Source organism: Streptomyces sp. NPDC126499 (assembly GCF_040302485.1).
Classification (GTDB): Bacteria; Actinomycetota; Actinomycetes; order Streptomycetales; family Streptomycetaceae; genus Streptomyces.
Map to the genome: position 1 here is coordinate 53,341 of NZ_JBEOUO010000015.1, position 13,587 is coordinate 66,927.

Genomic DNA, 13,587 nt, shown 5'->3' on the forward strand with positions numbered 1-13,587 from the left:
CCTGCGTCCCGACGCGGCGGCGTCAGCCGCGGCCGCCCCGTCGGGGGCGGCCGCCGCCCTGGCCGGGCTTGCCTCCCTGGCCGCCGCGGCGGCCGGCGCGCTTGCGGGGTGAGGGCGGCCCGGAGACGGCGGGTCCGCCGGCGGCCTCGGGGGACGAGAACATCATCGGTACCGCCGGTGGGGCCGCCGGGCCTGCCGCCGTGGGGGCGGGGGGCGCGGTCGGCGCCTTCCCGGCCGCGGCGGCGGCGCGGGCGGCGAGCGAGTCCTGGGAGCCGGCGGCGCCGGCCCCGGCGACGACGGTGGCGTGGGCGATCAGGGGCGCGCAGGCCTGGCAGATCTCGGCCAGCGTCCAGACCTCGGCGACGGCCGGGTTGTGGATGAGGACCAGCAGCGTCCGGCCGGTGCAGGTGGCGCGGGCCGTGTGGTGACGGCAGCCGGTGGCTCCGCAGGCGCAGTCGGCGTTGGGCCGGGGCGTGGCGAGGCGGCCGTGGGCGCGGGCGTGCTCGGCGGCGAAGACGCGCAGCGCCTGGATGTCCCGGGACCGTGCCGGCATGCGGCAGCCCGCCGTGGTGCAGGTGACCGTGGCGGAGTGGTCGGGATGACCGGTGAGACGAACCGTCCAGGTCCTGCCTGGCACACGTGATCCGGGAAGCATGCTCAACGCGCGCGTGTCCGTTCGAGTGAGAGGGGTGTTGGCCATGGTTTTACCCCGTTGGCGGCGAAGGTTCACATCCGGGTCCCGGTTCCCGGCGCGTTCGGCCGAACCCGGCCCCCACGGGAGGGGGGCTCGGGTCGGCCCGCCCGCTCGGACGGCGTCAGCACGCCCAGGCGGTGTCCGCCCGCTCAGACGGTGTCCGCCGGATACCGGACGCCGATGCGCTCGCGTACGGCGTCCAGGGTCCGCATGGCGGCCAGGGTGCCGTCCAGGGGGACCAGGGGCGACTCGGTCTCGCCGGCCCGGAGGCAGCGCATGACCTCGGCGGCCTCGTGCTGGAGGCTGTCGCGCCGTCCCGGCACCGTGAACTCCTCCGGTTCGCGGCCGTCGCGGTGGAGCACGAAGCCCTCCGGGTAGAAGAAGCCCCGGGGGACCTCGATCCGGCCCTTGGTGCCGGTGACCGAGGCGGTCAGCGGTGTGTCGGCCACGATGGAGCAGGAAAGCAGGGCCGTCGCGCCCGAGTCCCAGCCGAGCAGCACGCCGGTGTTGAGGTCGACGCCCTCGGGGGACAGCAGCGCGTCGGCGAAGACGCGGTCGGGCTCACCGAGGAGCAGCTGGGCGAAGGAGACCGGGTACACACCGAGGTCGAGCAGCGCGCCGCCGCCCATGGCCGGGTCGCGCAGCCGGTGGTCGGGGGCGAAGGGGCCTTCGAGGCCGAAGTCGGCGTGGATGGTGCGGACCTCGCCGATGGCTCCGTCGGCGACGAGCCGGGCCAGTTCCCGGACCACGGGGTTGCAGTACATCCACATGGCCTCCATGAGGAACAGTCCGCGCCGGCGGGCGAGGGCGACGAGTTCCGCGGCCTCGCGGGCGTTGAGGGTGAAGGCCTTCTCGCACAGGACGGCCCGGCCTGCCTCCAGGCAGAGTTCCACCGCGGCCCGGTGCGCGGAGTGCGGCGTCGCGACGTAGACGACGTCGATGTCGGTGTCGGCGGCGAGCTCCGCCCAGTCCCCGTACGCCCTCGGTATGCCGAACCGCTCGGCGAAGGCCTTCGCCGAGGCGGTGCTCCGTGAACCCACGGCGACGACCTCGGCGTCCGGCATCTCCAGCAGATCGGCCGTGAAGGAGGCCGCGATGCCTCCCGTGGCCAGTACACCCCATCGTACGGTCGCGCTCACGCCGTCTCCCACCCTCTTGTTCCGCGCTGACACCGGCACCGGACGTGCCGACCGCTGCGGAGCCTAGAGGGGCGCGAACTCCCGGAACAGGGCCGCCCATTCCGGGGACGACGGGCGCACACGCCGTCCGAACACCTACACCTCACCTGGCGGTGCGGCCTCAAACCCGAAAGAGGGGAGGATCTCACGGATCGGGGAGGGGCAGGTCCCGCACCTTCAGGCCGTTATCCAGCCGTTATAAACGGTCACTTTGTCGCCTTATCGTCCCATTTGCCGGGGTGGATGTGACCGACTTTCCCGCCGCGCCCCCATCCCGCACCTATCGCATCCTCCACCCCTCGCACAACCCCGCCGCACCAGGAAGTTCACCGGATCGCTCGGTAGCTTCGGCGCCCATGACCACAGCGCACGTTGCACAAGTGACAACCCGCGGTGCCGGTGTCGAGATCGGACCCGCCGAGCTGACCGACGGCGCCGACCTCTGGCGGCTCGCCCGCGACGCGGGAGATCTGGACGTCAACTCGCCCTACAGCTACCTGCTGTGGTGCCGCGACTTCGCCGGCACGACCGCCGTCGCCCGGGACGCGTCCGGGCGGGCGGTCGGCTTCGTCACCGGCTATCTGCGGCCCGACGCACCGGGGACGCTCTTCGTCTGGCAGGTGGCCGTCGACGGTTCGCACCGCGGAACCGGGGTAGCGGGAGCACTGCTCGACGCTCTGTCCGCCCGAGTGGCGGCCGAGCACGGGCCGGTCCGGCTCGAGGCGACCGTCACTCCGGGGAACGTGGCGTCCGACCGGCTGTTCCGCTCCTACGCGCGTCGACACGGCGCCACCGTCACCCGGGAGGTGCTGTTCCCGTCCGCCGCGTTCCCCGACACGCCCGACGCGGGAGGCGGTCACGAGCCCGAAGTGCTCTACCGGATCGCCCCCGCGGCGTAGCGCACGCCGACCGCTCAGCCCGGCCGCGCACCGCGACCGCGCACCGCGACCGCCCAGTCCGACCGAGAAACACCGAAACCGAGAACCGGGAGAACCGTGACCACCCTCACCGACACCGCCCCCTCCGTCTTCGAGACCGTCGAATCCGAGGTGCGCAGCTACTGCCGTGCCTGGCCCGTGGTCTTCGAGCAGGCCCGCGGGAGCCGGCTGTACGACGAGCACGGACGCCCCTTCCTCGACTTCTTCGCCGGAGCGGGCTCCCTCAACTACGGCCACAACAACCCGGTGCTCAAGCGTCCGCTCCTCGACTACCTGGCGGGTGACGGCGTCACCCACGGGCTCGACATGTCGACGACCGCCAAACGCGACTTCCTGGAGACCTTCCGCTCCACGGTCCTGGAGCCGCGCGCGCTGCCGTACAAGGTGATGTTCCCCGGCCCGACCGGCACCAACGCCGTGGAGGCCGCGCTGAAGCTGGCCCGCAAGGTCACCGGACGCAAGACCGTCGTCTCCTTCACCAACGCCTTCCACGGCATGTCGCTCGGCTCGCTCGCCGTCACCGGCAACGCCGCCAAGCGGGCCGGGGCGGGCGTCCCGCTCACCCACACCACGCAGATGCCCTTCGACCACTACCTGGACGACCAGGTGCCGGACTTCCTGTGGTTCGAGCGGCTCCTGTCCGACTCCGGCTCCGGCCTCGACCACCCGGCGGCCGTGATCGTCGAGACCGTCCAGGGCGAGGGCGGCGTCAACGTCGCCCGGGCCGAGTGGCTGCGCGGGCTCGCGGACCTGTGCCGGCGCCACGACATGCTGCTGATCGTCGACGACGTCCAGATGGGCTGCGGCCGCACCGGCGACTTCTTCTCCTTCGAGGAGGCGGGCATCACGCCCGACATCGTCACCCTGTCCAAGTCCATCAGCGGTTACGGCCTCCCCATGGCGCTGTGCCTCTTCCGCCCCGAGCTGGACCTGTGGCAGCCGGGCGAGCACAACGGCACCTTCCGCGGCAACAACCCGGCGTTCGTCACCGCCACCGCCGCGCTCGACGCGTACTGGCGCGACGGCGCCCTGCGCGAGCGCACCCTCACCCGGGCCGGCCGCGTCGAGCGCGCCCTCGGCGACCTGTGCGGCGACGACGGCCGCACGGCCGTCTCGTACCGGGGCCGCGGACTCGTCTGGGGCCTGGAGTTCACCGACGGCGAGCGGGCCGACGCCGTGTGCCGGCGGGCCTTCGAGCTGGGGCTGCTCCTGGAGACCTCGGGGCCGCGCGGCGAGGTCGTGAAGCTGCTGCCGCCGCTGACCGCGACGGACGACGAACTCGACGAGGGGCTCGGGATCCTGGCCCGTTCCGTCCGCCACGCGGCCGACCGCGTCACCGTCTGACCGGAAGCCGCGCCGCCCGTCCCACCCCGCCGGCCGCGCCGCCGTCCGACCCACGAAACGAGAGAACCCAGCACCATGATCGTCCGTACCTTCGCCGAGATCGAGAACACCGACCGGCACGTCCGCGCCGCCTCCGGCACCTGGGAGAGCAAGCGCATCGTCCTGGCCCGCGAGCGGGTCGGCTTCTCCCTGCACGAGACCGTCCTGTACGCCGGGACCGAGACGTCCATGTGGTACGCGAACCACGTCGAGGCCGTCGTCTGCACCGCCGGCGAGGCCGAGCTCACCGACCACGAGACGGGCCGCACGTACACGATCGTGCCCGGGACGATGTACCTGCTCGACGGGCACGAGCGGCACACCCTCAAGGTCAAGGAGGACTTCCGCTGCCTGTGCGTCTTCAACCCGCCGGTCACCGGCCGCGAGGACCACGACGAGAACGGCGTGTACCCGCTCCTCACCGAGCCCGACCCGGCCTGAGTCCACCGGCGCGGGCCCCGGTCCGTACCACCCGCACCACCGCAGTCCGTACGAGAAAGGAAGGCACCGTCCCTCATGACCTCCGCCCCCACCCGTCCCGTCGACCTCTACCCGACCCGCGGCACCGACGAGGTGCTCATCGGCCGCAAGGACCCCGTCGTCTGGTCCGCCCCCGGCACGCCCGGCCCCTTCTGGGCGCGTGAGCTGGAGGAGTACGAGCGTGACGGCTTCCTCACGGTCGACGAGCTGGTCACGCCGGACGAGGTCGTGGAGCTGCGGGCCGAGCTGGACCGGCTCGTCGCCGACCCGGAGGTGCGCGCCGACGAGCGCGCGATCGTCGAGCCGAAGTCCCAGGAGATCCGCTCCGTCTTCGAGGTGCACCGGATCAGCGAGGTCTTCGCCCGGCTGGCCGCCGACCCCAGGGTCGTCGGGCGCGCCCGGCAGATCCTCGGCTCGGACGTGTACGTCCACCAGTCGCGGGTCAACGTCAAGCCCGGCTTCGGCGCGAGCGGCTTCTACTGGCACTCCGACTTCGAGACCTGGCACGCCGAGGACGGCCTGCCGCGGATGCGGACCGTCTCGGTGTCGATCGCGCTCACCGCGAACCACACCACCAACGGCAGCCTCATGATCATGCCGGGTTCGCACCGGACCTTCCTCGGCTGCGCCGGCGCCACCCCGAAGGACAACTACAAGAAGTCGCTGCAGATGCAGGACGCCGGCACGCCGTCGGACGAGGCGCTGACCACGTTCGCCGAGGCCTGCGGGATCCGCCAGTTCACCGGTGCGCCGGGCTCGGCGACCTGGTTCGACTGCAACGCGCTGCACGGCTCGGGCGACAACATCACCCCGTACCCGCGCAGCAACGTGTTCCTGGTCTTCAACAGCGTCGAGAACGCACCGGAGATGCCGTTCGCCGCGCCCGTCCGGCGGCCCTCGTTCATCGCCGCCCGTGACCTCACACCGGTCGGCTGAGCCGTGACGGTGCCCGGAGCCGCACCGGCCCTGGCGCCGTCGTACGCGCGCGGCCTGATGTCCCGCCCCGCACGGCTGCCGTGCGGGGCGGGCACGGCGCGTCGTGGCGTTCCGTGGCGGCCGACCCGGTGGGCGGCGCGCAGGTCCACGCGCGGGTGCAGGTGCGGGCGACCGCGAAAAGCCCCGGTGCCGGTCCAGGGGCCGTATCCGTTCAGCGGATACGAGCCCGGGACCGGCACCGGGGCCGGTGCCGTCGTGGCCTGCTCGGCCACGCTGCGCGCCTCGGGTGGCCGCTCACCCGGCGGCCGGGGCGTCCTCGGCCAGCATGCCCTCGCGGAGCCGGCCGAGGGCGCGGGCGAGCAGTCGGGAGACGTGCATCTGCGACACCCCGAGCCGGGCGCCTATCTCCGACTGGGTCAGCTCTTCCACGAAGCGCAGATGGAGCAGCAGCCGGTCCCGCTCGTCGAGGCGTTCCACGAGCGGGGCGAGGGTGTGGAAGTCCTCGAACAGCTCGATCGCCGGGTCCTCCTCGCCGATGAAGTCGGCGAGGGAAGCGTCGGCGTCCTCCTCGTCACCGCCGAGAGCGGCATCCAGGGACGTGGAGTGGTAGCCGTTCGCGGCGATCTGCGCCTCGACGACCTCTTCCTCGGAGATGTTCATCGCCTCGGCGAGTTCGGCGACGCGCGGCGCCCTGCCGAGCCGCGAGCCGAGGTCCTCGTTCGCCTTCGCCAGCTCCACGCGCGCCTCCTGGAGACGGCGCGGCACGTGGACCGCCCAGGTCGTGTCCCGGAAGAACCGCTTGATCTCCCCCACGATGTACGGCACGGCGAAGGTCGCGAACTCCACCTCCCGGGAGAGGTCGAAGCGGTCGATCGCCTTGATGAGGCCGACGATCCCGACCTGGACGATGTCCTCCATCTCGTCGCCACGCGCACGGAAGCGGCCCGCCGCGTACCGGACGAGCGACATGTTCATCTCGATCAGGGTGTTGCGGACGTACTGGTACTCCGCCGTTCCCTCCTCCCTGACCGCGAGTTCCCGGAAGAACACCTTCGACAGGGCGCGCGCGTCCTGGGGCGCGATCTCGTGGGGAGCCTCGAGCACGGGCAGGTCGTTGCACGCACCGCCTTCCACGGTCGTCGTCATCGCCTTGACCATCTCGGTCCGCACGGGGACAACCTCCTGTTTCTCGCCGAACGTTCGCGTGTAGCGCTTCGCCTACCCGGAGTTCGCATGCCCACGCTTCCTTTCTCGCCGACTCCCACCGGCTTCCACCGGCTCTCACCGGCGTGCGTCCGTCGGGGGTGCCGGGCGTGGGGCGGCGCATCGCCCGGCGATACGCGGGCAGACGGAAACGGTCGGAAGTTCACCAACCGGGAAGAAAGGGACCCGTGATGAAGACTCGGGGCGACGCCCGGCCCAGCTCGTCGACGCCCGCGGCTGCGTCCCCCGGCGCCGCGGGGTACGACGAGACCCTCGTACGCACGTCGGCGCAGGCGCGACGAGCCGTCCACCGGGCCCTGGCCTCCTGCTCGCCGATCAGTCCCTCGCAGGTGGACGACCTGATACTCGTCGCCTCCGAGCTGGTGACCAACGCGCTGCGGCACGCGGGCGGGGTCACCGCCTTCGCGATCGGCGTCGGGCGCGACAGCGTCACCGTCTCGGTCAGCGACGCCAGTCCACAGACGCCGCGGTACGCGCGCCACCGGGATCTGCGACCGGGCGGCTTCGGCTGGCCGATCGTGCTGCGTCTGTGCCGCCAGGTCACGCTGGACGTCCGTCCGGACGGCAAGACCGTCCACGCGGTGGTGCCGCTCGACCGCTGACCCTTCGTCAGCCCCGGCGGAGGGCCGGCGGGCCGGCGGAGGTCCACGACGACGCCCGGCCCACTCCCCCGTGCGGGGTGTGGGCCGGGCGTCTGCTGTCGGACGGAAGTGACGGACGGATGGGCGGATGGATGTGTCGAGCGGCGATCGGACGGACGTCAGCGCAGGTCCCTGTGCTCGTCGTCGGTCACGGTCGGGGCGACGGGCGGGACGACCATCCTGCGCCGGCGCAGGATGCTGGTGTACACCGCCGTGCCGATGATGCCCACCGCCATCAGGATCAGTCCCACGAGGTCGAGGTTCACCCCCTCGAGTTCCCAGTCCGAGGCGAAGGTGAAGATGGCGCCGACGGCGATCAGGATGATGCAGGCTCCCAGTCCCATGTTTCCTCCCTTGTCCGGGTCGGACGGGACTCGCGTACCCCGGTGCGCGGTCCTCATCCCCGTCCGGCCCGTGCCCGCCGGCCGGCGGTGGCGGGTGTTTGGCGGGCGCCACCGGGGTGAGGCGAGTGGACGACCGTCTTCGACTCGTCTACTGGGGAGCCATGGAGAGCGTCCTTCGACTGGTGATCGTCCTCGGCGGCTCGGCGCTGGTGGCGCTGGCCGCCGTCCGCGCGGCCGACCTTCTGGCACGGCAGGCCGACGCGCGCCGTCCGGAGACCCCGCTCTGGGGACTGCTGCGCCGCTGCCGTACGCCGCTGTTCGTCGTGCTGTTCACCACCCTGCTCGGGTGGACCTTCCGCGCGACGGCCTGGCAGTCGCTGGACGATCACGCCGACACGGTGTCCCACCTCCTCGTGCTGTGTCTGATCGGCGGCGGCGCGTGGCTGGCCGTACGCGTCGCCTCGGCCGTCGTCGAGTCGTCGTACGCGCGCTACGCGGGGCGCTCGCGCGATGTGGCCCGGGTGCGCCGGGTGCGGACCCAGGTGACGCTGATCATGCGGGTGGTGTCGGTCGCCGTCGGAGTGATCGCGGCGGCCGTCGCCCTCGTCACCTTCCCGTCGTTCCGCACCGTCGGGACGTCCCTGCTCGCCTCGGCGGGGATCATCGGCATCGTGGCCGGAGTGGCGGCGCAGTCGACGCTCGGCAATCTCTTCGCCGGTTTCCAGATCGCGTTCGGCGACATGGTCCGCATCGGCGACACGGTGGTCGTCAACGGGGAGTGGGGGACGGTGGAGGAGATAACCCTGACCTTCCTGACCGTGCGGACCTGGGACGAGCGCCGGGTCACGCTGCCCGTCTCGTACTTCACGTCCCGCCCGTTCGAGAACTGGTCGCGGGGTGGCGCGGAGATGACGGGCTCGGTCTTCGTCTACTGCGACCACTCCGTGCCGGTGGCGCTGATGCGGGCGCGGCTGCGGGAGTTCCTCGAGACGTGCCCGACGTGGGACCGCCGGGCCTGGGACCTGGCCGTCACGGACACCTCGCCCAGCTGCGTGACCGTCCGGGCGATCGTCACCGCGAAGGACGCCGACGACCTGTGGACCACGCGCGTCGCGGTACGGGAGGAGCTCATCGGGTGGCTCGTACGGGAGCACCCCGAAGCGCTCCCGCGGATCGCGACCGCGCCGGCGCCCGCGCCGGAACCCGCCGTGACGGACGACACTTCCGGGCATCACGGGACGTGGCGACTTCCTGACAAGGAGTAAGGGCTTCCGCATCCCGGCGGACGCGGTGGGCAGAACAGCGAAGGGAGGACCACCACCGACGCGAGGAGCAACCATGTCCACCTGGCCACCGGCCGAAGAGCCGGTCTTCACCGCGGACTTCGCGTCCACGGAACAGTGGGTCGCGGGCCGCAGCTGGGCCTATCCCGACGGAGGACCGGTCAACCCGGGAGACAACAAGCTGGACCACCTGGTGGAGGACCCCGACTACAGCCGCTCCGGGGTCTTCCGCGCCACGCGCCGCCCCGACGGGCTGTGGGACACGGGGCTGCTGACGACGGAGGGCAGCGCCGAGGGATTCGAGGTGCGCTCCGGGGACGTGCTGGAGGCGCGGGTGCGCCTGCCCGAGGAGACCGGGGCCTGGCCGGCGATCTGGACGTGGCGGGACGGCGGCCAGGAGATCGACGTCTTCGAGTACCACCCGAACAACCCGGATCTGCTCGAACTCTCCAACCGGGTGCGCGGCGCGCACCGCTACCACCGCGATCCGTCGGTGCGTCCCGGCGGCTGGATACGCCTGCGGACCGAGTTCGGCCCCCGCTCGGTCGTCTGGTGGCTGGACGACGTCGAGGTCTTCGCCGACGGTCGCGGCGTCGGCCTGCGCTGGCACGCCTATCTGATCGTCAACCTCTCGGTGTGCGCGGGGCGCTACCACCCGCCGCCTGACGACCACACGACCCGGATGTCGTACGAGGTACGTGACCTGCGGGTGTTCCGGCCGGAGCGGTGAGCGCTGCGGGGACGATCAGCCGGCGGGACGGTCAGGGGGCCGGTGAAGGGGGCCACAGCGACGAAACGGTCAGCCGAGGTGCAGGGCGACGCCGCACAGCTGATGCCCCAGGCGCTCGTGAATCCCATGCGCGGGACGCTAGCGCCCGCCACCGACAAGGGCCCCGGTCACCACCAGTACGTCGGGTACTTCGTCGCGCCCCTGCGGATGCGGGAGAACGCGTACTCCATCGTCACCAGGAGCAGCGTGGCGCCGAAAAGCAGCGGGACGAAGCGGGTCGGGGTCGGGGACTGGAGGACGATCACGACGGCGGTCGCGCAGGCGGGTGAGTGCGGGGTGCGCGCGAGGGTGGTCAGGGCCAGGGTGAGGCCGGCGGCCACGGCGGCGGCCCAGGCGCTGGTGCCCGCCACCGCGAGGGTCGCGTAGCCCGCGGCGGCGGCGAGGAGGTGGCTGAGGACGACGCTGCGCGGCTGGGAGAGGGGGAGTGTCGGGGCGCTGTGCACCAGCGCGGCGCTGGCGGCCAGCGGCGGTATGAGGACGGGCTCGTGGATGACCGCGCCGATCGCGACCAGGCCGAGCAGGACGACCGTCACGGCGCTGACGCTGTGGAGAGCCGCCGCGGGCGCCGGGCGGGCCGGGGCACGGCCGGTGATGCGGGGCTTCGCGGGCGTCTCGGGGGCGGCGGTGTCGGTGCTCATGCGGGGTCTGTTCCGGTAGGGGCGGCCTCGGGCCGGAGGGGGCGGGATGGAGAAGGGCCGGCGTACGGACCCCGTGATCGACAGTCGGCCCGCCCTTGCGCCCATGCCGGCGCCGCCCGGATGGGGGCGACGCGACCACATGCGATTGTATACAAAATGTCGAAGGCGCCACCGGGCGGGTGCGCACCGGCCCGCCGTCCCAGCCGCTCTCCCCCGCAGCCCCTCCCGGCCGCCGCCCGCCCTGTGGCAGGGTGAGCCCGTGACCTCCACCCATGTGACCTCCAGCGATGCCCCCGTACCCGCGGCCCCCGGCACCGGCCGTGTCCTGCTCGGCTGCATGGGGCTCGGCGGGAGCTGGGACACCGCCCCGTACACGCCCGCCGACATCGACGCCGCCGAAGCGGCGGTCGAGGCGGCCCTGGAGAGCGGCATCACCACCTTCGACCACGCCGACATCTACCGGCACGGCAAGGCGGAGGCCGTCTTCGGCGAGGTGCTCTCCCGCGCCCCGGGACTGCGCGACCGGATCACCCTCCAGTCCAAGTGCGGCATCCGGCTCGCGGACGGCGACCGGCCCGGCCTGTACGACCTGCGCGGGGCCACCATCGTGCGGAAGGTGGAGCAGAGCCTCGCGCGGCTGCGCACGGACGTCCTCGACGTGCTGTTGCTGCACCGGCCCGATCCGCTGGCCGACCCGTCCGAGGTCGCCGCGGCCCTGGAGTCGCTCCACCGGCAGGGTCTCGTCCGCCGGTTCGGCGTCTCCAACATGAACGCGCACCAGATCGCCCGGCTCCAGGCCCACCTTCAACTGCCGCTGGTCGCCGACCAGCTGGAGATGAGCCTGCTGCGCCGGGACTGGCTGGAGGAGGGTGTGCTCGTCAACACGCCCGCGTCGGCCTCCGTCGGATTCACCGCGGGCACGGTCGAGCACTGCGTGGACCACAAGATCGCCCTCCAGGCGTGGGGCCCGCTGGCCCAGGGCCGCTACACCGGACGGCAGGAGACCCCGCAGGAGCACGCCACGGCCGCGCTCGTCGCCGAGCTCGCCGAGGCCAAGGGCACCACACCGGAGACGGTCCTGCTGTGGTGGCTCCAGCGGCACCCCGCGCGGATCTCCCCGGTCATCGGCACCACCAACCCGGCCCGGATCCGCGCCTGCCGGGACGCCGCCGTGGCCGCGCCCGACCTCACCCACGAGGAGTGGTACCGCCTGTGGATCACCGCCCGCGGCGCCGCCCTGCCGTAGCCGCCCCGCTCCCGGACCGGGGCGCACCGGGCACGGGACCACCGGCGCAGGACTCCCAGGCAACAGACAGCAGGAAACAGACAGCGGGCAGCAGCCCCCAGCCGCAAGGCCCGGGCAACAGACCCCAGGCAGCGGGGCCCGGCGCAGGCAGCCCGCCCCGACGCCGCCCTACTCGGCCCACGGACACCCGGCACCCCACGACCGCGAGGACCCCGCACCATGACCGACGCCCCCGCCCCCTTCGAACTGCTCGCGGGGGCACCGGACTCCCCCGTCCTGCTCCATGTGCCGCACTCCTCCCGGGCCGTACCGCCGGAGGTGCGGGCCGGCATCGTCCTCGGCGACGCCGAGCTGGAGCGCGAGCTCGACCACATCACCGACTCCCACACCGACGCCATCGCCGCCGTGGCCGCGGCGTCGGCGGGCGCCGCTCCCTGGCGGTTCGTCAACCGGCTCTCCCGGCTGGTCGTCGACCCGGAGCGGTTCCCCGACGAGCGCGAGGAGATGCTCGCGGTCGGGATGGGCGCGGTGTACACGCGCACCACGCACCGGGCCGAGCTGCGGCCGGCCGGATTCGACCCGGCGCCACTCGTCGACCGCTACTTCACCCCGTACGCGGAGGCCATGACCCGGGCCGTGGAGGCGCGCCTCGAGGCGACGGGCCGCGCGGTGATCGTCGACGTGCACTCGTACCCGACGGCGGCGCTCCCCTACGAGCTGCACGGCGACGGCCCCCGGCCGCCCGTCTGCCTCGGCACGGACGCCTTCCACACCCCGCCCGCGCTCCTGGCCGCCGCGCGGCGGGCCTTCGCCGGATTCGGCGGGGTGGGCACGGACAGCCCCTTCGCCGGGACGTACGTGCCGCTGGCGCACTACGGCCGGGACACCCGGGTCAGCGCGCTGATGGTGGAGATCCGCCGCGATCTGTACATGAGCGAGCCCGGCGGCCCGGCCGGCCCGGGGGAACGGGCGCTCGGCGTGGCGCTCGCCGCCCTGGTCGACGCCGTGACCGACGAGATGCTCCGCTCGGGTCCCGCCACGTAAAATGGAGCACGTGAGCGCACCCAGGTACGAGCTGGTGTTCTCCGACCCGGTGGGCGCGGCCCGCGACGTCGTGGTCGTCGAGCGTACGTCCGCCACGGGGCCGGGTGGCCATCCCGTGTACGCCGATCCGACCGGCATCATCCGGGCGGAGATCAGCGACCGCGACGAGGTGCGCGTCCTCGCCTCCGGCGGACATCAGGAACCCGCGCAGGCCGTGGTGGCCCACCGGCTGCGGGAGGCTCCGGACGACGAGGCTCCGGACGACGAGGCTCCGGACGACGAGGCTCCGGACGACGGGGCTCCGGACGACGGGGCTCCGGACGACGGGGCTGCGGACGACGGGGCTCCGGGCGACGGGGGCCGGGGCGACGGGTCGCGGGACGTCGCCTAAGCTTCGCGGATGACCACCATCGACCCCTCATCCGAGCAGCCCGACCCGCGCTACGTGCGCCTCACCATCGAGCTCGTGGCCGAGATCACCGACGAGCAGGCGCTGAAGGCCGCCGCCCTCGCCGAGGTCCAGGACGACGAGTACCTGGACGACGCCGAACGCGCCCAGTCCATCGAGGCGATCGAGCTGGACCCGGCCGGTTCTCTTGCCCACTTCATCGACCCGGTCGCCCTCCTCGGCGACATCCCCGGCGTGGAGCTGACCTCCGCCACCTGGGAGTCCGCCCACACCGAGTACGACCCGGACGACGAGACCTGGGAGGAGCACCCGGTCGACTGACCGGGGCCCCGAGACCGGGCCTCACCCCGGGCTCGTCC

Annotated in this window: 16 protein-coding genes; 11 read left to right on the forward strand and 5 right to left on the reverse strand. The window is 72.9% G+C overall.

The genetic code is table 11. From position 1 onward, the window contains the following. Positions 1-22: 22 nt before the first annotated feature. Together ABTZ91_RS22505 and ABTZ91_RS22510 are read right to left on the reverse strand one after the other, a co-directional pair. Positions 23-553 carry a hypothetical protein gene (locus tag ABTZ91_RS22505; protein ID WP_352078985.1) on the reverse strand — a complete coding sequence of 177 codons (531 nt, stop codon included), beginning with the start codon at positions 551-553 and terminating at the stop codon, positions 23-25. Positions 554-843: 290 nt separating this feature from the next. Next, positions 844-1,833: a Gfo/Idh/MocA family oxidoreductase gene (locus ABTZ91_RS22510; protein WP_352078986.1), complete on the reverse strand. Its 990-nt coding sequence runs from the start codon at positions 1,831-1,833 to the stop codon at positions 844-846. A 419-nt stretch (positions 1,834-2,252) separates the two neighbouring features. Between ABTZ91_RS22510 and ectA the strand changes: the two genes are divergently transcribed. From ectA to thpD, 4 genes are all read left to right on the forward strand, one after another. Beyond that, positions 2,253-2,771, forward strand: coding sequence for a diaminobutyrate acetyltransferase (gene ectA / locus ABTZ91_RS22515; RefSeq protein ID WP_352078987.1), 519 nt, complete (start codon positions 2,253-2,255; stop codon positions 2,769-2,771). Between the two features lie 96 nt (positions 2,772-2,867). Further along, positions 2,868-4,154 carry a diaminobutyrate--2-oxoglutarate transaminase gene (ectB, locus tag ABTZ91_RS22520; RefSeq protein ID WP_352078988.1) on the forward strand — a complete coding sequence of 429 codons (1,287 nt, stop codon included), beginning with the start codon at positions 2,868-2,870 and terminating at the stop codon, positions 4,152-4,154. 75 nt (positions 4,155-4,229) lie between these two features. After that, positions 4,230-4,634: an ectoine synthase gene (locus tag ABTZ91_RS22525; RefSeq protein WP_352078989.1), complete on the forward strand. Its 405-nt coding sequence runs from the start codon at positions 4,230-4,232 to the stop codon at positions 4,632-4,634. Between the two features lie 75 nt (positions 4,635-4,709). After that, a complete protein-coding gene (thpD, locus tag ABTZ91_RS22530) occupies positions 4,710-5,609 on the forward strand; it encodes an ectoine hydroxylase (protein ID WP_352078990.1) in 900 nt (299 codons plus the stop codon). Between the two features lie 294 nt (positions 5,610-5,903). On the opposite strand, the gene ABTZ91_RS22535 is transcribed toward thpD, so the two are convergent. Further along, a complete protein-coding gene (locus ABTZ91_RS22535) occupies positions 5,904-6,755 on the reverse strand; it encodes an RNA polymerase sigma factor SigF (protein WP_352079114.1) in 852 nt (283 codons plus the stop codon). Between the two features lie 248 nt (positions 6,756-7,003). Between ABTZ91_RS22535 and ABTZ91_RS22540 the strand changes: the two genes are divergently transcribed. Further along, entirely contained in the window at positions 7,004-7,435 is a 432-nt protein-coding gene (locus tag ABTZ91_RS22540; protein WP_352079115.1) for an ATP-binding protein, read from the forward strand. Positions 7,436-7,593: 158 nt separating this feature from the next. On the opposite strand, the gene ABTZ91_RS22545 is transcribed toward ABTZ91_RS22540, so the two are convergent. Then, positions 7,594-7,818, reverse strand: coding sequence for a DUF6458 family protein (locus ABTZ91_RS22545; RefSeq protein ID WP_352078991.1), 225 nt, complete (start codon positions 7,816-7,818; stop codon positions 7,594-7,596). Between the two features lie 161 nt (positions 7,819-7,979). Between ABTZ91_RS22545 and ABTZ91_RS22550 the strand changes: the two genes are divergently transcribed. Together ABTZ91_RS22550 and ABTZ91_RS22555 are read left to right on the forward strand one after the other, a co-directional pair. After that, a complete protein-coding gene (locus ABTZ91_RS22550; protein ID WP_352079116.1) occupies positions 7,980-9,083 on the forward strand; it encodes a mechanosensitive ion channel domain-containing protein in 1,104 nt (367 codons plus the stop codon). Between the two features lie 73 nt (positions 9,084-9,156). Further along, entirely contained in the window at positions 9,157-9,831 is a 675-nt protein-coding gene (locus ABTZ91_RS22555) for a beta-glucanase (protein ID WP_352078992.1), read from the forward strand. A gap of 167 nt (positions 9,832-9,998) precedes the next feature. On the opposite strand, the gene ABTZ91_RS22560 is transcribed toward ABTZ91_RS22555, so the two are convergent. Continuing rightward, on the reverse strand, positions 9,999-10,529 hold the full coding sequence (locus ABTZ91_RS22560; RefSeq protein ID WP_352078993.1) for an HPP family protein: 531 nt from the start codon (positions 10,527-10,529) through the stop codon (positions 9,999-10,001). A 325-nt stretch (positions 10,530-10,854) separates the two neighbouring features. Between ABTZ91_RS22560 and ABTZ91_RS22565 the strand changes: the two genes are divergently transcribed. The 4 genes from ABTZ91_RS22565 (at position 10,855) to ABTZ91_RS22580 (ending at position 13,549) form a co-directional block, all read left to right on the forward strand. Then, positions 10,855-11,775: an aldo/keto reductase family oxidoreductase gene (locus ABTZ91_RS22565; RefSeq protein ID WP_407078011.1), complete on the forward strand. Its 921-nt coding sequence runs from the start codon at positions 10,855-10,857 to the stop codon at positions 11,773-11,775. Between the two features lie 219 nt (positions 11,776-11,994). Further along, a complete protein-coding gene (locus ABTZ91_RS22570) occupies positions 11,995-12,819 on the forward strand; it encodes an N-formylglutamate amidohydrolase (RefSeq protein ID WP_352078995.1) in 825 nt (274 codons plus the stop codon). A 10-nt stretch (positions 12,820-12,829) separates the two neighbouring features. Next, positions 12,830-13,210 carry a DUF6296 family protein gene (locus ABTZ91_RS22575; protein ID WP_352078996.1) on the forward strand — a complete coding sequence of 127 codons (381 nt, stop codon included), beginning with the start codon at positions 12,830-12,832 and terminating at the stop codon, positions 13,208-13,210. A gap of 9 nt (positions 13,211-13,219) precedes the next feature. Beyond that, positions 13,220-13,549 carry a hypothetical protein gene (locus tag ABTZ91_RS22580; protein ID WP_352078997.1) on the forward strand — a complete coding sequence of 110 codons (330 nt, stop codon included), beginning with the start codon at positions 13,220-13,222 and terminating at the stop codon, positions 13,547-13,549. Positions 13,550-13,587 lie beyond the last annotated feature (38 nt).

What these genes read in the sequence shown, in the direction of transcription:
- ABTZ91_RS22525 (WP_352078989.1), top strand. Translation starts at nt 4,230, where the DNA reads ATGATCGTCCGTACCTTCGCCGAGATCGAGAACACCGACCGGCACGTC.
- ABTZ91_RS22580 (WP_352078997.1), top strand. Translation starts at nt 13,220, where the DNA reads ATGACCACCATCGACCCCTCATCCGAGCAGCCCGACCCGCGCTACGTG.
- ABTZ91_RS22540 (WP_352079115.1), top strand. Translation starts at nt 7,004, where the DNA reads ATGAAGACTCGGGGCGACGCCCGGCCCAGCTCGTCGACGCCCGCGGCT.
- ABTZ91_RS22550 (WP_352079116.1), top strand. Translation starts at nt 7,980, where the DNA reads ATGGAGAGCGTCCTTCGACTGGTGATCGTCCTCGGCGGCTCGGCGCTG.
- ABTZ91_RS22535 (WP_352079114.1), bottom strand. Translation starts at nt 6,755, where the DNA reads ATGACGACGACCGTGGAAGGCGGTGCGTGCAACGACCTGCCCGTGCTC.
- ABTZ91_RS22545 (WP_352078991.1), bottom strand. Translation starts at nt 7,818, where the DNA reads ATGGGACTGGGAGCCTGCATCATCCTGATCGCCGTCGGCGCCATCTTC.
- ABTZ91_RS22505 (WP_352078985.1), bottom strand. Translation starts at nt 553, where the DNA reads ATGCCGGCACGGTCCCGGGACATCCAGGCGCTGCGCGTCTTCGCCGCC.
- ABTZ91_RS22570 (WP_352078995.1), top strand. Translation starts at nt 11,995, where the DNA reads ATGACCGACGCCCCCGCCCCCTTCGAACTGCTCGCGGGGGCACCGGAC.
- ABTZ91_RS22560 (WP_352078993.1), bottom strand. Translation starts at nt 10,529, where the DNA reads ATGAGCACCGACACCGCCGCCCCCGAGACGCCCGCGAAGCCCCGCATC.
- thpD (WP_352078990.1), top strand. Translation starts at nt 4,710, where the DNA reads ATGACCTCCGCCCCCACCCGTCCCGTCGACCTCTACCCGACCCGCGGC.
- ABTZ91_RS22555 (WP_352078992.1), top strand. Translation starts at nt 9,157, where the DNA reads ATGTCCACCTGGCCACCGGCCGAAGAGCCGGTCTTCACCGCGGACTTC.